Origin of the sequence: Krasilnikovia cinnamomea (genome assembly GCF_004217545.1) — a bacterium.
GTDB classification, from domain to species: Bacteria; Actinomycetota; Actinomycetes; order Mycobacteriales; family Micromonosporaceae; genus Actinoplanes; species Actinoplanes cinnamomeus.
Window position 1 is genome coordinate 5,224,786 of record NZ_SHKY01000001.1, and the last position, 25,813, is coordinate 5,250,598.

Annotated in this window: 16 protein-coding genes and 1 riboswitch; of the genes, 13 read left to right on the top strand and 3 right to left on the bottom strand. The window is 72.0% G+C overall.

Annotation, left to right across the window (positions count from 1 at the left end):
* Nucleotides 1-83 precede the first annotated feature (83 nt).
* The 3 genes from EV385_RS23955 to leuS all read left to right on the top strand — a co-directional run bounded on the left by EV385_RS23955 (nucleotide 84) and on the right by leuS (nucleotide 9,206).
* On the top strand, nucleotides 84-3,002 hold the full coding sequence (locus EV385_RS23955) for a M36 family metallopeptidase (RefSeq protein ID WP_130511495.1): 2,919 nt from the start codon (nucleotides 84-86) through the stop codon (nucleotides 3,000-3,002).
* A gap of 236 nt (nucleotides 3,003-3,238) precedes the next feature.
* Nucleotides 3,239-6,154 carry a M36 family metallopeptidase gene (locus EV385_RS23960; protein WP_130511496.1) on the top strand — a complete coding sequence of 972 codons (2,916 nt, stop codon included), beginning with the start codon at nucleotides 3,239-3,241 and terminating at the stop codon, nucleotides 6,152-6,154.
* 232 nt (nucleotides 6,155-6,386) lie between these two features.
* A complete protein-coding gene (gene leuS / locus EV385_RS23965) occupies nucleotides 6,387-9,206 on the top strand; it encodes a leucine--tRNA ligase (protein ID WP_130511497.1) in 2,820 nt (939 codons plus the stop codon).
* Between the two features lie 151 nt (nucleotides 9,207-9,357).
* On the opposite strand, the gene EV385_RS23970 is transcribed toward leuS, so the two are convergent.
* From EV385_RS23970 to EV385_RS23980, 3 genes are read right to left on the bottom strand one after another with little or no spacing between them, the layout of a single operon-like run.
* Entirely contained in the window at nucleotides 9,358-10,125 is a 768-nt protein-coding gene (locus EV385_RS23970) for a TVP38/TMEM64 family protein (RefSeq protein ID WP_130511498.1), read from the bottom strand.
* Nucleotides 10,126-10,181: 56 nt separating this feature from the next.
* Nucleotides 10,182-10,895 carry a type 1 glutamine amidotransferase gene (locus EV385_RS23975; RefSeq protein ID WP_130511499.1) on the bottom strand — a complete coding sequence of 238 codons (714 nt, stop codon included), beginning with the start codon at nucleotides 10,893-10,895 and terminating at the stop codon, nucleotides 10,182-10,184.
* The gene (locus tag EV385_RS23980) at nucleotides 10,885-12,105 is read right to left on the bottom strand and encodes a Mur ligase family protein (protein ID WP_130513520.1); all 1,221 of its coding nucleotides are present in this window, start codon (nucleotides 12,103-12,105) and stop codon (nucleotides 10,885-10,887) included. Before EV385_RS23980 ends, EV385_RS23975 begins: the two co-directional genes overlap by 11 nt.
* Nucleotides 12,106-12,603: 498 nt before the next feature.
* Nucleotides 12,604-12,735, top strand: a riboswitch (cyclic di-AMP (ydaO/yuaA leader).
* Between the two features lie 39 nt (nucleotides 12,736-12,774).
* Between EV385_RS23980 and EV385_RS23985 the strand changes: the two genes are divergently transcribed.
* The 10 genes from EV385_RS23985 (at nucleotide 12,775) to murG (ending at nucleotide 25,793) form a co-directional block, all read left to right on the top strand.
* Entirely contained in the window at nucleotides 12,775-13,554 is a 780-nt protein-coding gene (locus tag EV385_RS23985) for a C40 family peptidase (protein ID WP_130511500.1), read from the top strand.
* Nucleotides 13,555-14,012: 458 nt separating this feature from the next.
* Entirely contained in the window at nucleotides 14,013-14,444 is a 432-nt protein-coding gene (mraZ, locus tag EV385_RS23990) for a division/cell wall cluster transcriptional repressor MraZ (protein ID WP_130511501.1), read from the top strand.
* Between the two features lie 222 nt (nucleotides 14,445-14,666).
* Nucleotides 14,667-15,725, top strand: a complete 1,059-nt coding sequence (gene rsmH, locus EV385_RS23995; protein ID WP_207230134.1) for a 16S rRNA (cytosine(1402)-N(4))-methyltransferase RsmH — start codon at nucleotides 14,667-14,669, stop codon at nucleotides 15,723-15,725.
* Entirely contained in the window at nucleotides 15,722-16,477 is a 756-nt protein-coding gene (gene ftsL / locus EV385_RS24000) for a cell division protein FtsL (protein WP_207229913.1), read from the top strand. Before rsmH ends, ftsL begins: the two co-directional genes overlap by 4 nt.
* A gap of 5 nt (nucleotides 16,478-16,482) precedes the next feature.
* Complete coding sequence (locus tag EV385_RS24005; protein ID WP_130511502.1) at nucleotides 16,483-19,110, top strand: penicillin-binding transpeptidase domain-containing protein; 2,628 nt, start codon at nucleotides 16,483-16,485, stop codon at nucleotides 19,108-19,110.
* A gap of 51 nt (nucleotides 19,111-19,161) precedes the next feature.
* On the top strand, nucleotides 19,162-20,682 hold the full coding sequence (locus EV385_RS24010; RefSeq protein WP_130511503.1) for a UDP-N-acetylmuramoyl-L-alanyl-D-glutamate--2,6-diaminopimelate ligase: 1,521 nt from the start codon (nucleotides 19,162-19,164) through the stop codon (nucleotides 20,680-20,682).
* Complete coding sequence (locus tag EV385_RS24015; RefSeq protein ID WP_130511504.1) at nucleotides 20,679-22,055, top strand: UDP-N-acetylmuramoyl-tripeptide--D-alanyl-D-alanine ligase; 1,377 nt, start codon at nucleotides 20,679-20,681, stop codon at nucleotides 22,053-22,055. The genes EV385_RS24010 and EV385_RS24015 overlap by 4 nt, the downstream gene beginning before the upstream one ends.
* Nucleotides 22,052-23,155: a phospho-N-acetylmuramoyl-pentapeptide-transferase gene (mraY, locus tag EV385_RS24020; protein WP_130511505.1), complete on the top strand. Its 1,104-nt coding sequence runs from the start codon at nucleotides 22,052-22,054 to the stop codon at nucleotides 23,153-23,155. The genes EV385_RS24015 and mraY overlap by 4 nt, the downstream gene beginning before the upstream one ends.
* A 71-nt stretch (nucleotides 23,156-23,226) precedes the next feature.
* On the top strand, nucleotides 23,227-24,618 hold the full coding sequence (locus EV385_RS24025) for an FtsW/RodA/SpoVE family cell cycle protein (protein WP_130511506.1): 1,392 nt from the start codon (nucleotides 23,227-23,229) through the stop codon (nucleotides 24,616-24,618).
* A 65-nt stretch (nucleotides 24,619-24,683) separates the two neighbouring features.
* Entirely contained in the window at nucleotides 24,684-25,793 is a 1,110-nt protein-coding gene (gene murG / locus EV385_RS24030; RefSeq protein ID WP_130511507.1) for an undecaprenyldiphospho-muramoylpentapeptide beta-N-acetylglucosaminyltransferase, read from the top strand.
* Nucleotides 25,794-25,813: the final 20 nt, after the last annotated feature.

Consider the following 25,813-nt stretch of genomic DNA (forward strand, 5'->3'; position numbering starts at 1 on the left):
CACAACGTGAGGTGGTTCCGGCGCGGGGGCGTGAAGGCTCGGCGGGCGGTGCCACCTGGAGCCCGGCCGAGAGGGGCCTTTGAATGAGACCGTTGTCAGCACCGTCGCTGAACCGGCGGTGGGGGGCAGCAGCCGCCGGCGTCGTCCTGCTTGCGGGGTTACTCCCCGCCCAGGCGGACGCCGCACCCAAACCCAGGAGCGCCGCGGGCGCTGCGGACAAGCCCAGCAATGGCGAGGCACTCGCGAACTACGACTCGCGGGACTACCTGAACCCGCCCGCCGCGAAGCCCGCGGTCACCACGAAAGCCGCCGGCGTCGCCGCGCAGCGCCTGACCGCCGCCGCCAAGCCCGGCAGCCCGGCCCGCAAGCTGCGCCACAAGCTCGGCGTCCAGGGCATCGTCGACCTCGACCGGGCCACGGGTACCCCGCGCCGCGTCACCAAGCTCGACGGTTTCCTGACCGGGCCCAGCCGCAAGCGGCCCGAAGCCATCGCCCGCGCCTACGTCAAGGCGAACGCGGACGTATTCGGCCTCAGCGCGACGGCCGTCGATGATCTTACACTGCGAAAGGACTACGTCGACATCGAGGGCACCCACCACCTCAGCTTCATCCAGAGCGTGGACGGCGTGCCGGTGTTCGGCAACGGCATCAAGGCGCACGTCGCCAAGGACGGCCGTCTCGTCCAGGTCGACGGCTCCCCGCTGGCCGCGCTGCCCAGCGCCCCGGGCACGGCCACGCTGACCGCCGAGAAGGCGCGCGCCGCCGCGGTCGGCAACGTCTTCGGCGACTCGAACGCCAAGGTCGTCACCCGCGGCGCCGGCGCCACGAAGACCACCACGTTCTCGGACAACGGCTCCGCGAAGCTGGTCATGTTCCAGACCGCGGCCGGGCCCCGCCTGGCGTGGCAGACCGTCGCGATGGACGAGGGCTACATCCACGTCATCGACGCGCAGGACGGCACGATCCTGTTCCGGCAGAGCACGGTAGCCAAGGACAGCGGCCTGGCCTGGCCGAACTACCCGGGCGCCCCGTCGGGCGGCAAGCAGGTCACGGTCGACTTCGGCAAGTGGCTGCCGAACAACTCGCCGAAGCTGGCCGGCAACGTCGCGCACGTCTACACCGACGTCAACGACGACAATGTGGCCAACCCGAGCGAAGAGGTCGCACCGTCGGGCAAGCGCAGCTTCAAGTACCCGTTCACGGACTTCACCGCGCAGGTGGGCGGCGCGTGTACCGCGGCGTTCCAGTGCTCCTGGGACCCGAAGGTGCCCTACTCGTGGCAGAAGAACCGTGGCCAGAACGCCACCCAGCTCTTCACCTTCCTCGGCACCTTCCACGACCACCTGAACGCCCGGCCGATCGGCTTCACCCGCGCCGCGGGCAACTTCGAGGCGGTCGACGACGACGCGGTGCAGGGCCAGGCCCTGGACGGCGCGGACACCGCCAACGGCCTGCCGGACCGCGACCACGTCAACAACGCGAACATGAACACCCCGCCGGACGGCACCCCGCCGGTCATGCAGATGTACCTGTTCCCGAACCCGAACCCGGACCCCAACCTCCCGCCGGACCCGTTCATCCCCAGCAACTCCGGTGACGAGGCAGCAATCGTCTACCACGAGTACACCCACGGCCTGTCGAACCGTCTCGTGGTCGACGCGAACGGCGTCTCGACCCTGGGCACGGTGCAGGCGGGCTCCATGGGCGAGGCCTGGAGCGACTGGTACGCCATGGACTACCTGGCGTCGCAGGGCTACGAGAAGGACACCGCCAAGGACGGCGAACTGCAGATCGGCAAGTACGTCGCCGGTGGCGGCCCGTTCCGCAGCGAGGCCCTGGACTGCGCGGTCGGCAGCACGGCACAGAACTGCACCGGGACCGAGGGCTCCGGCCCGGGCGGCTACACGTACGGCGACTTCGGCAAGATCGCCGATGGTCCGGAGGTGCATGCGGACGGTGAGATCTGGGCGCAGACCCTGTGGGACCTGCGCAAGGCGATCGGCAGCAGCAAGGCCCGGTCGCTGGTGACCCGGGCGATGGAGCTGTCCCCGGCGAACCCGTCGTTCCTGGACGAGCGCAACTCGATCCTGCAGGCCGACCTCGTGGTCAACGGTGGCCAGCTGCAGAAGACAATCTGGAAGGTGTTCGCCAAGCGCGGCATGGGCTTCTTCGCCGGTGCCGTGGACGGCGACGACGCCGAGGTGGTCGAGGACTTCTCGATGCCGCCCGCGGCCAACACCCCGCGCGGCACGGTGACCGGAAAGGTCGCCGACACCGACACCGGTGCGGCGGTGGCCGGGGCGACCGTCGGCTTCGGCGGGCACACCTCGGGCTTCGGCAACGACTACCTGGCCACGACGGCGGCCGACGGTACGTACACGATCAGTGGCGTGCTGCCGGGCACCTACCCCAAGGTGTTCGCCAAGGGCGCCGGGTTCGACTCCGTGGTCAAGACGGTCTCCGTCGGCGCCCGGACGAACACGGTCGACTGGGCGTTGCGCCGCGACTGGGCCGCCATCGCGGGCGGTAGCAGCGTGGTCAGCGCCACGGGCCCGGACTACACCGAGTTCGGCTGCGGCCCGAAGCACCTGTTCGACCAGTCGTACGGCTCCGGCTGGGGTTCCGACGTGACGGGTCCGGACGGCTTCAACGTGGTGCTCAAGCTGCCGCGGGCGGTGGACATCGCCGAACTGACCCTGGACGCGACCGCGACCTGCGGTGACGCCGGGAGCGCCTCGACCGGCAAGTTCCGGATCGAGACGTCGGCCGACGGTGCCGCGTGGACCGTGGCCGCCACGGGCCAGTTCACCGCGGCCAACCGCGGCCTGGCCAACCCGGTGCCGCTGACCGCGGGCAAGACCGGTGTGCAGTTCCTGCGTTACACGATGCTCTCGAGCCAGGCGCAGGACCTGGGCGTGTGCACCACGCCGGACGCGCCGTACAGCGGCTGCAAGTTCATGGACTCGACGGAGCTCGCCATCTACGGCGCCCCCTCCGCCTGATCCGCGAGCAACCACCGGCCCGTCCCGTGCTCACGGGGCGGGCCGGTGGCGTTCCTACGCAGGTGAGAACACGGACACGTACATCTCGACTACATAAAGAAACATGTAGCTGTATGGATCTTTGCCTCCCGGACAAAGATGATCACCGATCAACGGGCCACAGACGTGGGGTGGAATCGGCGCGGGGCACCAGGCTTGGCGAGGGTTCCACCCGAGCCCGGCCGAGAGGGGCCTTGATGAGACCGTTGTCAACACCGTCGCTGAACCGGCGGTGGGGGGCAGCAGCCGCGGGCGTCGTCCTACTCGCGGGGCTACTCCCCGCCCAGGCGTACGCCGCCGCACCGAAGCCGAAGGGTGCCGTGGGCGGCGCCTCGGGCGAGACCGGCGAGGAACTCGCCAACTACGACTCGCGTGAATCACTGAACGTCACTGCTGCCAGGCCCGAGGTCGCGGCCAGGAGCGCGGGCGTCGCGGCGCAGCGCCTGGCCGCCGCGGCCAAGCCGGGCAGCCCGGCGCGCAAGCTGCGCGACCAGCTCGGCGTGCAGGGCATCGTCGACATCGACAACGCCACGGGTACGCCCCGGCGGGTCGCCCGGCTCGACGGTTTCCTCACCACCGCCAGCCGCAAGAAGCCAGAGGCCGTCGCGCTCGACTACGTCAAGGCGCACTCCGACGTCTTCGGTCTCAGCGCCGCCGCGGTCGACCAGCTGCAGCTGCGCAAGGACTACGTCGATGTCGCCGGTACCCACCACCTCAGCTTCATCCAGAGCGTGGACGGCGTGCCGGTGTTCGGCAACGGCCTCAAGGCGCACGTCACCAAGGACGGACGCCTCGTCCAGGTCGACGGCTCGCCGCTGGCCGCGCTGCCCGGCACCCCGGGCAAGGCCGCGCTGAGCGCCGAGAAGGCCCGCGCCACCGCGGTCGACAACGTCTTCGGTGACTCCCGGGCCACGGTCGTCGCACCCGCCGCGGGCGCGACCCAGGCCACCACGTTCTCGGACAAGGGCTCGGCGAAGCTGGTCATGTTCCAGACCGCGGCCGGTCCGCGCCTGGCCTGGCGGGTCCTCGCGATGGACGAGGGCTGGATCCACGTCGTCGACGCCCAGAACGGCACGGTCCTGTTCCGGCAGAGCATCGTCGCCCACCGCGACAACGGCCTGGCCTGGCCCAACTACCCCGGCTCACCGTCCGGCGGCAAGCAGGTCCCGGTCAACCTGAACAAGTGGCTGCCGAAGGACTCGCCGAAGCTGGCGGGCAACGTCGCGCACGTCTACGCGGACGTCAACGACGACAACAAGGCCAACCCGGACGAGGAGATCGCCCCGGCGGGCGAGAACAACTGGAAGTTCCCGTTCACGGACTTCAGCGCGCAGGTGGGCGGCAAGTGCTCCGCGGTGTACCAGTGCTCGTGGGACCCGAAGGTGCCGTACTCCTGGCAGAAGAACCGCAGCCAGGGCGCGGTGCAGATGTACTACTTCATCGGCAAGTTCCACGATCACCTGGCCGCGCGCCCGATCGGCTTCGGCCGGTCCGCGGGCAACTTCGAGGCGGTCGACGGCGACGCGGTGCAGGGTCAGGCCCTCGACGGGGCCGACTCGGGCAACGGCCTGCCCGACCGGCAGCACCTCAACAACGCCAACATGAGCACCCCGCCGGACGGCACCCCGCCGGTCATGCAGATGTTCCTGTACTCGGACCCGGCGCACCCGACCGCTCCGTACATCGCCGCGAACTCCGGCGACGAGTCCGAGACGGTGTATCACGAGTACGCGCACGGCCTGTCCAACCGCCTCGTGGTCGACGCCAGTGGCGACTCGACGCTGGGCGCGGTGCAGTCCGGCGCGATGGGTGAGGCCTGGAGCGACTGGTACGCGTTCGACCTGCTGGTCAGCGAGGGCCACATGCCGGACACCAAGGCCGAGGGCGACGTGGTGGTCGGCAAGTACGTCGCCGCGGGCCTCAACCGCGTGCGCAGTGAGGGCCTGGACTGCAAGGTCGGCAGCACCTCGGCGCTGTGCCCGGGCACCCCGGGCGCGGGCCCCGGCGGCTACACGTACGGCGACTTCGCCAAGGTCCGCGGCAAGCAGGAGGTGCACGCGGACGGCGAGATCTGGGCCCAGACCCTGTGGGACCTGCGCGACGCGATCGGCAGCGCCAAGTCCCGGTCCCTGGTGACGCGGGCGATGGAGCTTTCCCCCGCGAACCCGTCGTTCCTCGACGAGCGCAACTCGATCCTGCAGGCCGACCTCGTCGTCAACGGCGGCCGGCTGCAGAAGAAGATCTGGCAGGTGTTCGCGCGCCGCGGCATGGGCTACTTCGCCGGTGCCATCGACGGTGACGACTTCCGCCCCGTCGAGGACTTCTCGATGCCGCCCGCGGCCGACACCCCGCGCGGCACCGTGACGGGCAAGATCACCGACGGCCAGACCGGTGCGGCCCTGGCCGGGGCGACGGTCGCCTTCGGCGGCCACACCTCCGGCTTCGCCGGCGACTACGTCGCCACCACCGGGGCCGACGGCACGTACACGATCAGTGACGTGCTGCCCGGCACCTACCCCAAGGTGTTCGCCAAGGGCGCCGGATACGACTCCGTGGTCAAGACGCTCTCCGTCGGCGCCCGGGCGAACGTGGTCGACTGGCCGATGCGCCGTGACTGGGCGTCGACCAGTGGTGGCAGCAGCGTCGTGACCGCCACCGGCCCGGACTACACCCAGTACGGCTGTGGCCCGAAGCACCTGTTCGACCTGTCGTACGGCTCGGGCTGGGGCTCGGACATCGTCAAGGACGGCACCGGACAGGCGGTGGTGCTGAAGCTGCCGCGGGCGGTCGACATCGCCGAGCTGACCCTGGACGCGACCGCCACCTGCGGCGACGCCGGCACCGCGTCGACCGGCAGGTTCCGGATCGAGACGTCGGCCGACGGCGCCGCCTGGACGGTGGCCGCCGAGGGGCAGTTCACCGAGGCCAACTGGAACAAGGCCAACCCGGTGCCGCTGACCGCGGGCCGGACCGGCGTGCAGTTCCTCCGGTACACGATGCTCTCGACCCAGGCGCAGGACCAGAACCTGTGCACCTCGGATGACGCGCCGTACAGCGGCTGCGAATTCATGGACTCGACGGAGCTCGCCATCTACGGCGACCCCTCCGCCTGATCCGCTGACCACCGGCCCGTCCCGTACCTGGGGCGGGCCGGTGGTATACCGGTTACCCCGCCGTCACGGCACCCGGTACCATGCACACATGGCCCGGTCGCTTCTGCTCCTTACACAGCCGTGCTGACCCGTCGGTAGACGACAGCACGGCGCCCCCTCCTGCGTGAGGGGCTTTTTTGTGCCCTGAAGCAGGCCGACCCCGTCCACGACTTCCGCGAACGAGATGATGACGATGAGCGAGTCCGACACCACGGCGGACGTCCCGCCGTTCCGGTACACCGCGGCGCTGGCCGGGGAGATCGAAGAGCGCTGGCAGGCGTACTGGGCCGAGCACGGCACGTTCCACGCGCCCAACCCGGTGGGGGAGCTGGCCGAGCCTGCGCACCCGCGCGCCGGGGCGCCGAAGCTGCACGTGCAGGACATGTTCCCGTACCCGTCGGGGGCCGGGCTGCACGTCGGGCACCCGCTGGGCTACATCGGCACCGACTGCTACACCCGCTACCAGCGGATGGCCGGGTACAACGTGCTGCACCCGATGGGCTTCGACGCGTTCGGCCTGCCCGCCGAGCAGTACGCCGTGCAGACCGGCACCCACCCGCGTACCACCACCGAGGCGAACATCGAGCGGTACAAGGGGCAGCTGCGCCGGCTGGGGCTGGCGTACGACGAGCGCCGCAGCTTCTCGACCACCGACCCCGGGTACTACCGGTGGACCCAGTGGATCTTCCTGCAGATCTTCAACTCCTGGTACGACCCGGACGCCCGCAAGGCCCGGCCGATCGACGACCTGATCGCCGAGTTCGCGGCGGGCACCCGGCAGACCCCGGACGGGCGGCCGTGGGCCGAGCTGACCGGCGTCGAGCGGCGCGAGGTGGTCAACGGCTTCCGGCTGGCGTACGTCAGTGAGGCGCCGGTGAACTGGTGCCCCGGCCTGGGCACGGTGCTGGCCAACGAGGAGGTCACCCCGGACGGGCGCAGCGAGCGCGGCAACTACCCGGTCTTCCAGCGCAGCCTGAAGCAGTGGATGATGCGGATCACCGCGTACGGTGACCGCCTGGTCGAGGACCTGGACACGCTGGACTGGCCGGAGCCGGTCAAGCTGATGCAGCGCAACTGGATCGGCCGCTCCACGGGCGCCCACGTCGACTTCCCGCTGGCCGGCGACGGGGTCGTGACGGTGTTCACCACCCGGCCGGACACCCTGTTCGGCGCCACCTACATGGTGCTGGCGCCCGAGCACGAGCTGGTCGCGTCGATCGTGCCCGCCGCGTGGCCGGAGGGCACCCATGCGGCGTGGACCGGCGGGCACGCCACCCCGGGCGGGGCCGTCGCCGCGTACCGGGCCGCGGCCGCCGCGAAGTCGGAGCAGGAGCGCACCGCCGACGCCAAGGTCAAGACCGGCGTGTTCACGGGCGGCTACGCGACCAACCCGGTCAACGGCGCGCGCATCCCCGTGTTCATCGCCGACTACGTGCTGGCCGGTTACGGCACCGGCGCGATCATGGCGGTGCCTGGCCAGGACGAGCGCGACTGGGCGTTCGCCGAGGTCTTCGACCTGCCGATCATCCGTACGGTCGCGGCGCCGGACGGCTTCGAGGGCGCGTACACCGGTGAAGGTCCCGCGATCAACAGCGAGTTCCTGAACGGCCTGGGGGTGCCCGAGGCCAAGGCCGCGATGATCAACTGGCTGGAGCAGCACGGCCACGGCCGGGGCGCCACCACCTACCGGCTGCGCGACTGGCTGTTCAGCCGCCAGCGCTACTGGGGCGAGCCCTTCCCGATCGTGTACGACGAGACCGGCCTGCCGATCGCCCTGCCCGAGTCGATGCTGCCTGTCGAACTGCCCGATGTGGACGACTTCTCGCCGCGCACCTTCGACCCCGACGACGCCGCCAGCGAGCCGGAGACCCCGCTGTCGCGCGCCAAGGAATGGGTCGAGGTCGAACTGGACCTGGGCGACGGGCCCAAGCGCTACACCCGGGAAACCAACACGATGCCCCAGTGGGCGGGCTCCTGCTGGTACGAACTGCGCTACCTGGACCCGCACAACGACAAGGTCTTCGTCGACCCCGAGAACGAGGCCTACTGGATGGGCCCGAAGAAGCCGGGCGACTGTGGCGGCGTCGACCTGTACGTGGGCGGCGTCGAGCACGCCGTGCTGCACCTGCTGTACGCCCGCTTCTGGCATAAGGTGCTGCACGACCTGGGCCACATCTCGTCGATCGAGCCGTTCCGCAAGCTGTTCAACCAGGGCTACATCCAGGCGTACGCGTTCCGCGACGCGCGCGGCGTGATCGTGCCCGCCGAGGAGGTCGTCGAGCGCGACGGCACCTTCTACTACGAGGACTCCGAGGTCTTCCGCGAGTACGGCAAGATGGGCAAGTCGCTGAAGAACGTCGTCACCCCCGACGAGATGTGCGCAGCCTACGGCGCCGACACGTTCCGGGTGTACGAGATGGCGATGGGCCCGCTGGACGTCTCGCGGCCGTGGGAGACCCGGGCGGTGGTCGGCTCGCAGCGGTTCCTGCAGCGGGCCTGGCGCCTGGTCGTCGACGAGGAGACCGGCGCGGTCCGGGTCAGCGACGAGCCGCTGGACACCAAGACCCGGCGGCTGCTGCACCGGATCATCGACGGCGTCCGTGGCGACCTGGACGAGCTGCGGTTCAACACCGCGATCGCCAAGCTGATCGAACTGACCAACGGGCTGACCCCGCTGCCGGTGGCGTCGCGGGAGGCGGTGGAGCCGCTGGTGCTGATGCTGTCCCCGTTCGCTCCGCACCTGGCCGAGGAGCTGTGGCGCAAGCTGGGCCACGACGGCACCCTGGCGTACGCCGAGTTCCCGAAGGCCGACCCGGCGCAGCTGGTGGCCGAATCGATCACCTACCCGGTGCAGGTCAACGGCAAGGTGCGGGGCCGCGTCGAGGTCGCCCCGGACACCCCGGAGGCCGACGTACGGGCGGCGGCGCTGGCCTCGGTCGCCGACGCGCTGGCCGGCCGCGAGCCGAAGAAGGTCATCGTCGTGGCGGGCCGACTGGTCAGCGTCGTGGTCTGACCCTTCCGACGGAGACGGCCCGCCGCGACGTGTGCGCGGCGGGCCGTTCCGTATCTGCCTGTCTGGCCGAGCTTGGCGTTTTGTCCGCTGGGTTGCCGTTTGTGCGAGCGAGGCTCCGGCCGAGGCGTTGGTGCGGTGAGCCTGGCGTACGTCAGGCGGGGGCGGCGGTTGCCAGGGCGGCGGTGGCCGCGGCCTGGCGGCGGTTGGCCAGGCGCCAGCGCAGCACGATCGCCCCGGTGAGCGCGAACCCGATGATCGCGGGCGTCAGGGTCAGCGCGTTCATCTTGCCGGGGGCCGTGACGGCCGCACCGAGCACGGCGTACGAGATCGTGGAGGGGACCGCGGCCAGCGTGGTGCCGAGCAGGTAGCGCTTGCGGCACACCGACGTCGTGCCGTAGGCGTAGCCGACCAGGCCGTACGGGGCCAACGGCAGGAAGCGGACCAGCAGCACCGCGGAGAGCCCGCGCCGGTTCAGCCAGCCGTCGAGCTGGGCCATCTTGCTGCCCGCCCGCGCGCCGAGGAACCCTCGGCCGGCCCACCGGCCGAGGTAGTAGGTGGCGACCGCCGCGAGGACGGCCGCGGCCAGCGCGGTGACCGAGCCGGTGGCCGGGCCCAGCAGGGCGCCGCACGCCATGGTGATCGCGGTGCGGGGGACCAGGACGGAGAGCAGGAACCCGCCGAGGATGGCGATGGCGACCGCCGCGATCGGGCCGAGCGCGAGGACGGAGTGGGCGATGGCCTGCAACGGCAGCAGCGCGGCGGCGGCGGCGAGGGCCGCGACGGCGACGGCGAGGACACCGAAACGCACCAGGCGGTGACGGCGGCCGGGGCCGGGTTCGGGCTGCGGCACGGAGGTCGGCTGAGTGGCCTGAGGGTCCGCGGGGTGCGCGCCCCGCGGGGCGATCAGGATGTCAGTCATGCAGCGTGCCGCTCCAGTCTCGTTGCCGGTCGAGGACTAGGTGGTGCTGGTGCTGGTCAGGTGCCCGCCGCGGCGAGCCGTTCGCTCCGGAGCCGGTCGGCCCAGGTGTCATCCAGGGGCACGAGACTATCGGCGCCGATCGCCCATCTCAGGAGCAGATCGGCTATCGCTGGGTTGCGGGCCAGCGCGGGGCCGTGGGCGTACGTGCCGAGGATCTTCCCGGCCCACGCGCCCTCGGTGCGCCCGTCGTTGCCGATGCCGGCGGTGACGCGGGCCAGCGGGGCGACCCCGGGACCGAGATGCGTACGGCCGCCGTGGTTCTCGAAGCCGGTCAGCGGGGGCAGGCCCAGCCGCGGGTCGATGTCGCCGCGGACCTCGCCGACCGCGCGGGTCTCGCCCCGGTCCGAGGTGATGTCGAGCAGGCCGAGCCCGGCACACCGGGTGCCCTTGGCGAAGAACGACTCGCCGAACAGCTGGTAGCCGGCGCAGATGGCCAGCACCGCGGCGCCCTGGCCGACCGCGCGGTGCAGCCCGCCGTCCGCGATGAGCCGCTGCGCCGCGAGGGCCTGCGGGCCGTCCTCCCCGCCGCCGATGAGATAGATGTCGGCGGTGGTGGGCATGGGCTGGTCCGAGCGGACCTCGTAGGTCTCGACCCCGATGCCGCGCAGGGCGGCTCGGCGGGCGAGGATCAGCAGGTTGCCCCGGTCGCCGTACGTCGACAGCAGGTCGGGGTAGATCCACACGATCCGCAGCGTGCTCTCAGTCGACACGGTCCAACTCCGCTCGCACATCCTGGAACGCGGTGTAGTTCGCGATCACTTCGAGGCGTCCCGGCGGGGTCGCCCGTACCGCCTCGTCAAACGTCTTAACGTGCCGGAAGGCCACGTCGTTCACTTCCAGTCGCACCGCGAGGTCGTACGCACGGTCACCGGTGATCAGCACGGGCCGTCCGCGCAGCGGGGAGAAGTCCACGTCGTACAGCCAGGAGGTGTCGAGGCCGTCGGGGTCGCGGGCGTTGACGGCCAGCAGCGTCGGCGCGTCCTGCGCCATGTCGAACGCCTCCAGCCAGCTTGCCGGGTTCTTGGCCAGCAGCAGCCGCACGGTGCGTCCGTCCCGCTCCACCTGGGCGTAGCGGCCGGCGACGGAGGTGACCGAGGCGAGCCGGGGGGCCGCCTCGATGGGCCGTACCCCGAACTCGGCGGCCACGGCCAGCGCGGTGGCCGCGTTGCCGAGGTTGACGTGGCCGGGCAGTTGCAGCTTGACCAGGTGCCAGTCGCCGTTGGGGTCCACCACGCCGTCGTCCTCGACGTGCCACTGGGCCTGCGGGCGGCGCAGTCCGCAGCCGGTGCAGAACCAGTCGCCGCCCTCGCGGTGGATCGCGGAGCCGCACTCGGGGCAGACCCAGGAGTCGTCATGCCAGCGCTGACCGGCGCTGAACCAGGTGACGTGCGGCGAGCCGATCGCGGCCCAGACGACCATGGGATCGTCGGCGTTGGCGACCACGTGCGCGTCGGGGTGGGCGGCGAGCGCGGTGCGCCACAACTGCGCCATCATCGCCACCTCCTTGGCCCGGTCCAGTTGGTCGCGGGAGAGGTTGAGCAGGGCGATCACCCGGGGTGAGGTCTCCTCGATGACCCGGGCCAGGTAGTGCTCGTCGACCTCCAGCACCGCGAACGGGGTGGCGCCGGCCTTGGCCAGCGCGGAGGTGTGCCCGGTGGGCATGTTGGCGCCGAACGAGTTGGTGGCGACCGGTCCGAGCACGCCGAGGGCGGCCGCGGCGAGGCGGGTGGTGGTGGTCTTGCCGTTGGTGCCCGACACGAGCGCGATGGCCCGGCCTGCAGCGAGGTGGGCCAGCAGGTCAGGGTCGATTTTGAGGCCGATCCAGCCGCCGATCACCGAGCCGTCGCCGCGTCCCGCAGCCCGCGAGAGCGCGGCCGCGGTGCGCGAGACCGAGCTCGCGACCTTGGCCCGCAGGGGCATCTTCCCGTCCGTCACGCGAGCGAGGGTACCGGAGCCGGACACTACGTCGAGTGGTCGGACGGGCAGTCCCCACCGTGACGGCCCTCCGTCCTTCGGCCGACCATTCGGTCGCCCGGCCGACGTCCGGGATACGCCTTTTGGGAGATACGTACGCCGAACGGCCGAGTCCACATAGGGCCATGATCGACCTTCGTGGGGATATTTGTGTGTCGTGATTCACCCGTAACCCTCACCGCTGGGTAAGCGGGGCACCACGGAGTGTGGCGGCATTTGTCGCGCTGTGGCCGCAAACCGGACACGCCCAAAAGTGCCAACATCTTTTCTTAACGATCTTGATCAAGCGTTGAACTTCGAATTCAGGTACCAAGGTCTCTGGCGGTGAGCGATCGCTCGCCGCTCGTGTCGATCCGGGTCACGCCGAGCCCTGCCCCGGCCCGGGCGACACGACCACGCACCGCACGACCAGACAAGGCAATGGGGGGCAGGGACGGGGGACCCATCTTCGGTCCGCTCAGTACGCCCGCCGGTTCGGCGGACGGACTGGACCTCGGGGTGAAGCCGCCTTGGCGGCCGGGCAACCTTCCCGCCCGAACCCGACAGCTAACCTCGCAGGCGTGCCGGAGGGAACTCTCTACCGTGCACGAACGTCGTTCGAGCCGGGGCCGCCGCATGTCCGTCGGCACCGGCACCCTCGCCCTGTCCCTGGGTCTCTGCCTCTGCGCCGGCCAGCTAGTCGCCACGCCGGCCGTAGCGGCCACCACCACCCCCGTCACCGACGGGGCCGCTCAGACGGTGGTGACGCCCAGGCTCACCGAGAGGGTCAACAAGCGCACGATCAAGTGGGGCCAGGCCGTCTCCGTGACGGCGCGGGTGCTCGACCCCCGTACCGGCAAGGCCGTGACCACGGGCTCGGTACGCCTGCAGGCCAAGCGCAACGGCAAGTGGAAGACCCTGGCGATCCATCGCCTGAACTCCCAGGGGTCCGCCACGTTCCGCACCACTCCGTCCACGACCAGCTGGTTCCGTTCCCAGTTCACGGGGGCGGGCAGCTACCGCAGCACCACCACGCGGGCCGTCAGGATCACCGTGAAGGCCAGCGGGTCGAAGATCCTGGCCGAGGCCAAGCGGCACCGGGGCGCGCTGTACAAGTTCGGCGCCTCGGGTCCCAAGCGCTTCGACTGCTCGGGCTACACCCAGTACGTGTACCGCAAGGCGGCCGGCAAGAAGCTGCCGCACCGGGCCAACGACCAGCAGCGGTACGGCAAGAAGATCAACAAGTCGAACAAGCAGATCGGCGACTTGATCGTCTTCCGGTCGGGCTCCCACGGTTACCACGCGGGCATTTACGCCGGCGGTGGCTACATCTGGGACTCGCCGAGGTCTGGCAAGCGGGTGGGCAAGCACAAGATCTGGAGCAAGAACTACGTCGTGCGGCGCATCGCCGTGTGAGGTAGCGGTGCCCCTGGCACCACGACATTCAGTGGGGCGTGACCCGGTTCGGGTCACGCCCCACTGTCGTGTGCGGCCCTCCACTTTCCTCCCCGAGTGGCGCAAGTGGGCGTTTCGCACCCTCCGAAGAGCCTGATTCGGGGGGATTTTATGCCCGACTGAGCCGCATGTCGGAAACTTGATCCACCCGAACGGCTGTTCCGCCCTCCACCACACGTCCACGCCTCTGACGTGCGCATTCATCTGCGAACCGGGCTCGCGAAGCGCGGCATTCCGGTTGCGGGTGGAGGGAAGTGGAGTAGAGTGGAGCGCAGTGGCAGGGCCGACGAGCGACCGGCTTCAGGTGGACAGGACACCCCCGGGTGAATTGACACCGGGTGGGACGTCTCCCTGGAGGACTTGCCGGCCCGAGCGAACGGCGGACCGCGAAACCGCCAAGGGGCGGGGGGTGGGCGCCGATGTTCCTCGGCACGCACACGCCACGCCTCGACGACAAGGGCCGGCTGATCCTCCCGGCCAAGTTCCGGGACGAGCTGGCGGGAGGTGTCGTGATCACCAAGGGGCAGGAGCGCTGTCTCTACGTCTTCCCGATGCCCGAGTTCCAGCGGATCGCGGGGCAACTGCGCGAGCAGCCGGTGACACACAAGGCCGCCCGGGCGTACAGCCGGGTGTTCTTCGCCAGCGCGCACGACGAGGTGCCCGACAAACAGGGGCGGGTCACCATCCCCGCCCACCTGCGGGAGTACGCGGGACTCAACCGCGAGCTCGTGGTGATCGGGGCGAGCACCCGGGTGGAGATCTGGGACAAGCAGTCCTGGGAGCAGTACCTCTCGGCGAGTGAGGACGAATTCGCCGACATCGAGGAGGGGGTGCTGCCCGGCGGACTGTAGGGCGTCACCGGGTGCGGGCCGTACAGGCGGCTCGGACGTCGCTGCCGCCGTACTGCGAGATCTCCAGCCGCTCCCGCTCCTGGCGCCTCTTCCCCGGCGCCAGGCGCGTGTCCGGGGTCGGGCGCGCCCACGTCAGGGCACGAGCGGATGGGGATCTGGCGGTACGGAAGACGACCGGGCGACCGGGTGGACGTGGAAATGAGCAGGGCAATGGGGGTCGACATGGGGGAGCTTCGGGGCACGCACGTGCCCGTGCTGCTCGAGCGGTGCCTCGAGTTGCTCGCCCCCGCCCTGGACCGTCCACAGGCCACCCACGTCGACTTCACGCTGGGCCTCGGCGGGCACGCCGAGGCGGTGCTCGAACGGTATCCGCACGCGGTCCTCATCGGACTGGACCGCGACCCGGAGGCGCTCGCGCACTCCCGCCACCGGCTGGCCCGCTTCGCCGACCGTACGCATCTGATCCATGCCGTCTACGACGAGCTGCCGGACGTGCTGGCGGACCTCGGTCTGCCGACGTTCCACAGTGGCCTGTTCGACCTGGGAGTCTCCTCGCTCCAGCTCGACGAGCCCGACCGCGGGTTCGCCTACTCGCGGGACGCTCCGCTGGACATGCGGATGGACCAGAGCCGTGGCATCACGGCCGAGGAGGTCGTGAACGGCTACCAGCCCGGTGACCTGGTCCGGATCCTGCGGGAGTACGGCGAGGAGAAGTTCGCCTCGCGGATCGTCTCGGCGATCGTGCGGGAGCGGAGCAAAGGCCGGATCAGCTCGTCGTCGTTCCTCGCCGATCTCGTCCGGGACGCCATCCCGGCCGCCGCCCGGCGTACGGGGGGCAACCCCGCGAAGCGAACGTTTCAAGCGCTCCGGATCGAGGTAAACGGCGAACTCGCCGCGGTGGAGGCGGCCGTACCGGCCGCATTGGACTTGCTGGCGCCCAAGGGGCGCCTGGTGGTGATGTCGTATCAGTCGTTGGAGGACCGGATCGTCAAACGCGCCATCGCCGCGCGGACACGCAGCACCGGGCCGATCGACCTGCCGGTCGAACTGCCCGGAACGGGACCGACGCTGCGGTCGCTGACCCGCGGGTCGGAGCCGCCGACCGAGGCGGAGGTGGCGGAGAACCCGCGCGCCGCGTCGGTGAAGCTGCGCGCGGTGGAACGGATCGACGACCAGAGCCAGGCATCGGGTGCCGCCCGCGAACGGCCCCGGATGTCGGCGACGCACGGGGGGCTGGGCCGGTTGCGCCCGCGCAGACAGCAGGAGGGGGAGGGAACATGAGCGAGCGCATGACGCCGCGGTCGGGGGGCCGGACCGCGGGGCGGATCGGGACGCAGCGCACGGGCGCCGAGCGTCGTACGCCCGCGACCGCGATCGACGGTGCCCGCAGCGGTGCCCGGGGGGAGCGCCGCCAGCCGGCGCGGGGCACGACCCGCGGTGCGACCCGGGCCGAGGCGGCCACCACCCGCGCGAAGGACGTCGGCCGGGGCACGGCGCCGACGCAGGGTACGGCCGCGCTCAAGCTGGACCGGGCGCAGCCCGTGCGGGCCACCGAGGTCACGGCCGCGCCGCGGCTGCGGGTGGCCCCGCCGGCGCCGATCCGGGCGCCCCGTGCGCCGTTCGCCGTGGTGGTCGTCGCGCTCGTGGTCGCGGGTGTGCTCGGCATCCTGGTGATCAACACCAAGACCAACGAGAACACGTTCCGGATCAGCCGCCTGCAGGACGAGAAGGCGCGCATGGACGCACACCAGCAGCAGCTGGAGAACCAGATCGCCGGGTACGAGAGCACCGGCAACCTGGACGCGGCGGCCCGCCGTCTCGGTCTGGTCAAGGCGGACACGCCCGCGTACATCCGGCTGCCCGACGGCAAGATCATCGGGGTGCCGAAGCCGGGTAACGGCGAGCCCGCGGTCACCGCCCAGCAGCCGGGCAAGGCCGCCGACCCCGCCACGGCGAAGGCGCGGACCGTCACCGGCGCCACCGGCCTGTCGCAGGGTGGCGGGCAGAACAGCGCGCCGGGCACCGGGCGGTAGTCCGGATGCCACCACGTGCCGACGAGCCGCCGCGCCGGGGCCCACAGCCCCGGCGCGGCGCTTCTCGTGACCAGCCGACGGAGGGGCGCGAGGCCGATCCCGGCTTCACCGGCATCGGCGACGCCCGCGCCTACACGCCCCGGGGCCGCACGGTCCGGGAGAGCGACCAGCGCACCCGCAGCCCCCGTACCGGGCGCACGACGGATCCGTTCCGGCCCGCCCTCCAGGTGCTCGACGACGGCCAGCCGACCCCGCGCCGCCGCGGCGACGACGGCTCCCCCCGCCACCCCCCGCGCGAGGGCGACGACGGCCCGGCCCGTCGCCAGCCGCCCCACAACGACGACGGCCCGGCCCGTCGCCAGCGCGGCGACGACGGCCCGGCCCGTCGCCAGCCGCCCCACAACGACGACGGCCCGGCCCGTCGCCAGCGCGGCGACGACGGCCTGGCCCGCCGCCAGCCGCGCGGTGACGACGGCCCGGTCCGCCGGCGGAAGCAGCGCGAGTCCGGCGCCGATGCTGCGGCCGGGCGTGAGCAGCGCGACGATGGTGGCTCCCGCCGGCAGGGCGATGACGAGGGTGGCGCCCGCCGCCGGCAGCGCGGGCGCGGCGACGACGCGGTCGCCCGGCGGGTGCCACGCGACCGCGCCGCCGAACCGGCCGAGGCCGCGCCCCGGTCCGCGAACGGCCGCACGGCGCGAGGCCGCGGCACGGCGGGCGGGGAGCGGCAGCGGGCGACGGCCCGGCGTACCGGCGGCAACGATCGGGAGCGCCCCGTCGCGCCCGCACCACGGCGGACCGCGCGCGGGCGGCCCGCCAACGCCGCCCGGTACGCGCCCAAGCGTCCCGTCGCCCCCGTGCCGCCGGAGCCGCCGAAGCTGGCCAACAGCACCCGGCGGCTGCGGCTGGGCACGGTCCTGGCGCTGTCGCTGTTCGTGACCATCGGCGTCCGGCTGGTCACCATGCAGGTGATGGAGTCGCCCGCCGACGCGCACAAGCTGCTCGAGCAGCGCAACAACCGGCTGGCCGAGGTCGTGCTGCCCGCACCGCGCGGCAGCATCCTGGACCGCTCCGGCGCGGTGCTGGCGCACAGCGTCGAGGCGCGTTACATCTACGCCGACCCGGAGCTGGTCAAGAAGCCGGCGGAGGCCGCCGCCCGGCTCTCGCCGCTGCTCGGTATCGCCCCGTCGAAACTGATGCAGCTCATGGCGCGCAAGAAGAGCCCGTTCGGTGGCTGGTCGCGCTTCCAGTACCTGGCCCGGGGCGTGGACATCTCCGTCGCGGACCGGATCGACGCCATGAAGCTGAGCGGCATCAACTCCGACCGCGACGAGCGGCGCGACGTCCCCGGCGCGGACCTGGCCGCGAACCTCATCGGCTTCACCGGCGAGGACCACACCGGCCTGGAGGGACTCGAGGCCCGCTACGACGATCTGCTCAGCGGCACCGACGGCGAGCGGGTCTTCGAGCGCGGCAACCCCGGGGTGGACGCGGGGCAGCTGGCCAAGGAGATCCCGGGCGGCTACCACCGCGAGACGCCGGCGCAGCCCGGTACCTCGCTGCAGCTGACCATCGACCGGGACCTGCAGTTCGAGGTGCAGCGGTTCCTCAGCGACGACATGCGGCGGGTCAACGCCACCATCGGCGCCGCCGTGGTGCTCGACGTGCAGACCGGCGAGGTGCTCGCCCAGGCGAGCTACCCGGCGTACAACGCGGCGAAGCCGTTCGACGCCAAGCCGGCCGACCGCGACGACGTGGCCAGCAGCGTGGTGGCCGACCCCGGCTCCACGCACAAGGTGTTCACGCTGGGTGCGGCGTTACAGGAGGGGGTCATCACCCCGGAGTCGAGCATCACGATCGGGCCGGCCCTGATGCGCGGCGGGGCCCGCTTCCCGGACACCCACCCGCAGCCGCGGGGCACGAAGCTGACGGTGCCGGGGGTGCTGGCGTACTCGTCGAACGTTGGCACGATCCTCATCGCCGACCGCCTCGGCAAGCAGAAGCTGTACGAGTACCAGCAGAAGTTCGGCCTGGGCAAGGCGACCGGCGTGGGCACACCCGGCGAGGCCAGCGGGCGGCTGCTGGCACCGGAGCAGTGGAGCGGCTCCGCCTCCGGCTCCGTGCCGATCGGCATGAGCGTCGACGCCACCCTCATCCAGATGGCCGCCGGGTACGCGGCGATCGCCAACGACGGCCTGTACGTGCAGCCGCACCTGATCAAGGACACCATCTCCGGCACGACCGGCGCGGTCACCCCGGCCGACGCGCCGCAGACCCGCCGGGTGCTCAGCCCGGCGGTCGCCCGCCAGCTGCGCACGATGATGGAGGCCGTGGTGGACGTCAAGGGCGCCACCGGCACCCGGGCGGCGGTCGACGGCTACCGGGTGGCGGGCAAGACCGGCACCGGCAAGATGCTGGTCGAGGGGCGCTACACCAGCCACAACGCCGGGTCGTTCATCGGCATGGCGCCCGCGGACAATCCCCGCTTCGTCATCGGGGTCTTCGCGGATGTGGCCAACGGCACCGGCGGCGAGGTGGCCGCCCCCGCGTTCCAGAAGATGATGTCGTTCGCCCTGGCCCACTACCGGGTGCCGCCGTCGGGGTCGAAGGCACCCAAGTTCAAGATCTATCCGTAGTGGCTGTGGCGTTGGTGGCGAGGTGCCGGACAGCGGGTAGGGTCTGACGCCGTGTCCGGCATTCCCCGTCCCCAGGGCCTTCCCCCGTACCGGCTGGCCGATCTTGCCGCGCTCCTGCCCGCGTCGCTGACCGGCGCGGACGCGGCCGTGACCGGGGTGACGCACGCCAGCGGCGAGGTGCGCCCCGGTGATCTGTACGCGGCGTTGCCGGGCGCGCGCCGGCACGGCGCCGAGTTCGTCGCCGCGGCCGCCGCGGCCGGAGCGGTGGCCGTGCTGACCGATCACGCGGGCCGGGCAGCCGCGGTCGCCGCGGGCCTTCCCGTGCTGGTGACCGATGATCCTCGGGCCGTGCTCGGGGCCGCCGCGTCCGCGATCTACGGCGAGCCCACCGCCGCGCTGACCGTGATCGGGATCACCGGCACGGCGGGCAAGACCTCCACGGCGTACCTGGTGGAGTCCGGGCTGCGGGCCGCCGGGCTCGGCACCGCGCTGATCGGCACGGTGGAGACCCGCCTCGGCGACCTGGTGATCGACAGCGAGCGCACCACCCCGGAGGCCACCGACCTGCACGCGCTGCTGGCCGTGGCGGTGCAGCAGGGGGTCTCGGCCGTGGTGATGGAGGTGTCCAGCCACGCGCTGAGCCTGGGCCGGGTCGGCGGGGTCCGCTTCGCGGCCGGCGGGTACACCAACTTCGGTCAGGACCATCTGGACTTCCACGCCGACTCCGACGACTACTTCGCGGCGAAGGCGAAGCTGTTCGACGGCCGGTGCCGCGCCGAGGTGCTCAACCTCGACGACGCGGCCCTCACGCCGCTGTTCAAGCCCGCCACGATCAGCTACTCGGCGGCGGGCGATCCCGCCGCCACCTGGTACGCCACGGACGTGCGGGAGTCGGCGTTCGGGCAGGAGTTCACCGTGCACGGCCCGGGCGTCGACGTACCGGGCGGGGTGGCGCTGCCCGGCCGGCACAACGTCGCCAACGCGCTGCTGGCCATCGCAGCGCTGACCGCGGTCGGCGTCGAACCGGCCGTGGCCGCCCGCGGCGTCGCGGCCTGCCCGGGCGTGCCCGGCCGGCTGGAACGGGTCGAGGCGCCCGGCGAGGTGCTCGGTGTCGTCGACTACGCGCACAAGCCGGACGCCATCGTCGCCGCGCTGGCCGCCCTGCGGGAACTGGCCACCACCCGGGGCGGGCGGCTGATCGCCCTGCTCGGCGCGGGCGGGGACCGCGACCGCGGCAAGCGTCCCCTGATGGGTGCCGCGGCCGCCCACGGCGCGGACATCCTCGTCGTGACGGACGACAACCCGCGCACCGAGGACCCGGCCGCGGTGCGCGCCGCCGTCCGGCAGGGCGCGGAGCGGGCCGGAACCCACGCCAAGATCCTTGAGGTCGCGGGGCGTCGCGCCGCGATCGACGAGGCGGTACGGTACGCCGGCCCGGGCGACGTCGTCGCGGTGCTGGGCAAGGGACATGAGCGAGGCCAGGAGGTGGGCGGCGAGGTGCTGCCGTTCGACGACCGGATCGAGCTCGCCGCCGCGCTGACCGCGCGCGCGGGCACGGGTGGCGCCCCGTGATCGCCATGACCCTCGCCGAGATCGCGGAGGTGACGGGCGGCCGGGTGGTCGGCGCCGACCCGGGGGCACGCGTCACCGGCCCGGTCGAGTTCGACTCCCGCAAGCTCGTCCCGGGCGGGCTGTTCGTGGCGTTCGCGGGGGAGAAGGTGGACGGCCACGAGTTCGCGCCGGCCGCCGTGGCCGCGGGCGCGGCCGGGGTGCTGGGCACCCGGGAGACGGCGGCACCCGGCGTGGTGGTCGCCGACCAGCTCGTCGCGCTGGCCCGGCTCGCCCGGGTGGTGGTGGACCGCCTCGACGCACTCACCGTCGTCGGGCTCACCGGCTCGTCCGGCAAGACCACGACCAAGGACTTCATCGGGCAGCTGCTGGCCCGGCTCGGGCCCACCGTGGCGCCGCCCGGGTCGCTGAACAACGAGCTGGGGCACCCGTACACGGTGTTGAAGGCCGGCCCGGACACCCGCTTCCTGGTGCTGGAGATGGGGGCCCGGGGGGTCGGCCACATCCGGCACCTGGCGCAGATCGCGCTGCCGCGGATCGGGGTGGTGCTCAACATCGGCGCCGCGCACATCGGCGAGTTCGGCTCGGTGGAGGGGACCGCCGAGGCCAAGGGCGAGCTGGTCGAGGCGCTGCCCGCCGACGGGGTCGCGGTGCTCAACGCGGACGATCCGCTGGTGGCCGCGATGGCGGGCCGCACCCGCGCGCGGATCGTACGGTTCGGCGAGGCGGAGCAGGCGGACGTGCGGGCGGTCGGCGTGACGCTGGACGCGCGCGGGCGGGCCTCGTACACGCTGGTCGCGGACGGCCGGAAGGCCCCGGTGCGGCTGGCGGTCACGGGCCTCCACCAGGTCTCCAACACCCTGGCCGCCGCCGCGGTCGCGCTGACCGCGGGGATGCCGTTGGACCAGGTCGCGGCGGTGCTCGGCGAGGTCGGCATCGCGTCGGTGCGGCGGATGGACGTCTTCGACCGGCCCGACGGCGTGACGGTCATCGACGACTCGTACAACGCCAACCCGTCGTCCACCGAGGCCGCGCTGCGCGCGCTCGCGGCCCTGGGCGCCGGGCGGCGCACGGTGGCCGTGCTGGGCTACATGGCCGAGCTGGGTGAGTACGAGCGCTCCGGGCACGAACAGGTCGGGCGGCTGGCCGCCGAGCTGGGCGTGGACCGGCTGATCGCGGTGGCCGAGGCCGCCCCGATCCTCGCCGGGGCCGCCACGGTGGGCTCCTGGACCGGCCAGGGGTTGCACGCCGCCGACCAGGCGGCCGCCATCGCGGAACTCGACCTGCGCCCCGGCGATGTGGTGCTGGTCAAGGGTTCGAGATATCGCACGTGGGAGGTCGCGGACAGCCTGCGGCCCGAGGGGGTACGCCCGTGAGGGCAGTCATCGTCGCGGCCGCGGTCGCCTTCATCATCTCGCTGTTCGGTACCCCGGTCGCGATCCGGGTGTTCACCGCGCTCAAGGCGGGCCAGCCGATCCGGTCCCTGGGCCCGGCGACACACCAGGGCAAGAAGGGCACGCCGACGATGGGCGGCGTGGCGTTCATCGTGGCCACGGTGCTGGCATACGTGGCCGGCCACGTCGCGCTGACCACCCTGCCCGAGCAGCAGATCGCCCAGGTCGCGCCGTCCATGACCGCGCTGGTGCTGCTGGGCCTGTTCGTGTTCTGCGGCGTCGTCGGCTTCCTCGACGACTTCCTCAAGGTGCGGCGGCGGCACTCGGGCGGGCTCAGCGCCAAGGGCAAGCTGCTGGGCCAGCTGCTGGTCGGCGCGGGCTTCGGCATCGCGGCCCTGTACGTGCCCAGCACCAACGGCCAGACCGTGGCCAGCGAGCACATCTCGTTCATCCGCGACATCAGCTTCCTCGACGTCGGCAAGGTCGGCTCGGTGCTGATCTTCGTCTTCGTGATCATGTCGATGTCGAACGGCGTGAACCTCACCGACGGCCTCGACGGCCTGGCCACGGGCGCGACGATCCTGGTGCTGGGGGCGTACACCCTGATCGGGTTCTGGCAGTACCGGCACTGGTGCGGTGACACGACGTACGCGAAGGGCGCGGCCTACTGCTACGAAGTGCGCGACCCGCTGGAGATCGCGATGATCGCGGCCGCCGCGGCCGGGGCCTGCGTGGGCTTCCTGTGGTGGAACACCTCACCGGCGCGGATCTTCATGGGTGACACGGGCGCGCTCGGCCTGGGCGGGCTCGTCGGCGGCCTGGCGATGGCGACCCGCACGACGCTGCTGGCGATCATCATCGGCGGCCTGTTCGTGATCATCACGATGTCCGTGGTCATCCAGATCATCTCGTTCAAGACGACCGGCAAGCGGGTGTTCCGCATGTCGCCGCTGCAGCACCATTTCGAGCTGGCGGGCTGGAGCGAGGTCAACATCGTGGTGCGGTTCTGGATCGTCGCGGGCATCTGCGTGGCCATCGGCCTCGGTCTGTTCTACAGCGACTTCCTCGCGGTCATGGGATAGCTCTCACAATTCCCGGCGACACGCGCCCTCGGTGTGCGGGTCCGCCGGGCCCACGCCGCGATGATGATCCCATGGCGGAGGACCAGCGGACTCGACCGTCGCTGAGCCGGCAGCTGCTGCCGGCGGTGCACGGGCTGCTGGCCCGGCCGCTCAGCTCGTACTACCTGCTCATCGCGAGCTCCGGACTGCTGCTGCTGGTCGGCCTGACCATGGTCTTCTCGGCCACCAGCGTCAAGGCGTACGCGCAGCACGGCAGCGCCTTCTCGATGATCGGCAAGCAGGCGGTGTACGCGCTGCTCGGCCTGCTCGGGTTCTGGATCTGCCAGCGGCTGCCCGCGCGCACGCTGCGCACCCTCGGCACGTACGTGCTGGCCACGGCCGTGGTGCTGCTGGTGGTGCTGGACGCGCTGATGGCGTTGAAGAAGGTCAACCTGCTGGCGGAGCCCCGGATCGGCCCGGTGCACGCCGAGCTGCTCTGGCTCTACCTCGGCCCGGTCGGGGTGCAGCCCTCCGAGCTGGCGAAGCTGGGCGTGGTGCTGTGGGGTGCGGACCTCGTCGCCCGCAAGGGTCCCGCGCTGGGCCACTGGCGTGAGCTGGCCACGCCGCTGTTCCCGGTGATCGGGCTGCTGTTCGTGCTGGTCGGCTACAACGACCTGGGCACCATGCTGGTGCTGCTGGCGCTGATCGTCGGTCTGCTGTGGGCCGCCGGGGTGCGGCTGCGGGTCTTCGCCGCGCTGGGGGTGCTGGGCACCGCCGGCATCGGGCTGCTCATCGCGGCCGCCTCCCGTGGCGCCGGGTCCGGCAAGGTCGGCGAGCCGAACTACCGGTTCGCCCGGATCGCCAACTGGCTGCAGCCGCCCGAGAACTGTTCCATCGGCGCCTGCTACCAGCTGCTGCAGGGGCGTTCGGCGATCTACGAGGGCGGCTGGTTCGGCGTGGGGCTGGGCAAGAGCGCCCTCAAGTGGGACTGGCTGCCCCAGGCCGACAACGACTTCATCTTCGCGATCCTGGCCGAGGAGCTCGGCGTGGTGGGCTGCGCGGTGGTGCTGGCGCTGTTCTCGGTGCTCGCGTACACCGGGTTCCGGATCGCCCGGCGGGTCCAGGACCCGTTCCGCCGCCTCGCCGCGACCGCCGTCACCACCTGGCTGGTCGCCCAGGCCGTCATCAACATCGGCGGGGTGGTCGGCCTGCTCCCGATCACCGGCCTGCCGCTGCCGTTCATCTCGGCGGGCGGCAGCGCCCTGGTCGTGACGATGGCCGCCATCGGCATCCTGGCCTCGTTCGCCCGGGCCGAGCCGGACGCGGCGCGGGCCCTGCACGCCCGTCCGCCCGCGCGATGGGTGCGGCTACTCTGGGCCCCGCTGCCGCCGCTGCCCCCGCCGCGGCGGCCGGGTCCATCCCGCCCGAGCACCGCGAAACCGGCGGGCCGGGCGCCCGCGAGCGCGGCGAAGGGCCGACCTTAGCTGGGCGGGGTGGCGAGGGACCGTCGTCAGTCCGCGGGGCGGTCGGACGGGGAGAGGAGACGGTGATGGGTGTGCTGCGGTCGGTCGTGCTCGCCGGAGGAGGTACCGGCGGCCACATCTACCCGCTGCTGGCCTTCGCCGACTGCCTGCGCCGGCACTTCCCCGAGGTCCGGATCACTACCCTGGGCAGCCCCAAGGGCATGGAGAACGAGCTGATCCCGCCCGCGGGCTACGACCTGCGGGTGATCCCCGCCTTTCAGTTGCCGCGCGCGCTCAACCTCGACCTGCTGCGCACCCCGGACCGGATGTACAAGTCGGCGCACGCCGCCGGGAAGGTCATCGACGAGGTCGAGGCCGACGTCGTGGTGGGCTTCGGGGGGTACGTCTCCGTGCCCGCGTACCTGGCGGCGTGGCGGCGCGAGCTGCCGATCGTCGTGCACGAGGTGAACGTGCCGCCCGGGGTGGCGAACCGGATGGGCATGAAGTTCACCAAGAACATCGCGGTCGGTTTCCCGCACCAGCCGCAGCTCGCGGAGTCGCTGCGTGACGCCCGGGTGGTCGGGGTGCCGCTGCGCACGGCCATCACCGGTCTGGACCGGCCCGCCCTGCGCCCGGAGGCCCTCGCGCACTTCGGGCTGCGCCCCGACCTGCCGGTGCTGTTCGTCTCCGGCGGCTCCTCCGGGGCCCGGACGATCAACCTGGCCGTGGCCGGGGCGGCGAAGAAGCTGTCGCACGCGGGGGTGCAGGTGCTGCACGTGCAGGGCGGCCGCAACGACCCGTTCGACGTGCCCAGCGACCTGCCGGTGCCGTACGTGGTGGTGCCGTACCTGTCGGACATGCAGCTCGGGTACGCCGCCGCCGACCTCATGCTGTGCCGCGGCGGGGCGATCACGGTCGCCGAGACCACCGCCCTCGGCCTGCCCGCGATCTACGTTCCGTATCCGTACAGCAACCAGGAGCAGCGGCGCAACGCCGGGCCGGTGGTCGAGGCGGGCGGCGGGCTGCTGGTGGACAACGCGGAGCTGAGCCCGGACTGGGTGGAGCGTACGGTGATCCCGCTGGCCCGTGACCCGCAGCGGCTCGCCGCGATGGGCACGGCCGCCAGCGCGTACGGTCGCCGCGACGGCGACGAGGCGCTGCTGGATTTCGTCTGCCAGGCGGTGGCCGGGCGATGAGTGGATTTGATCTGCCAGGC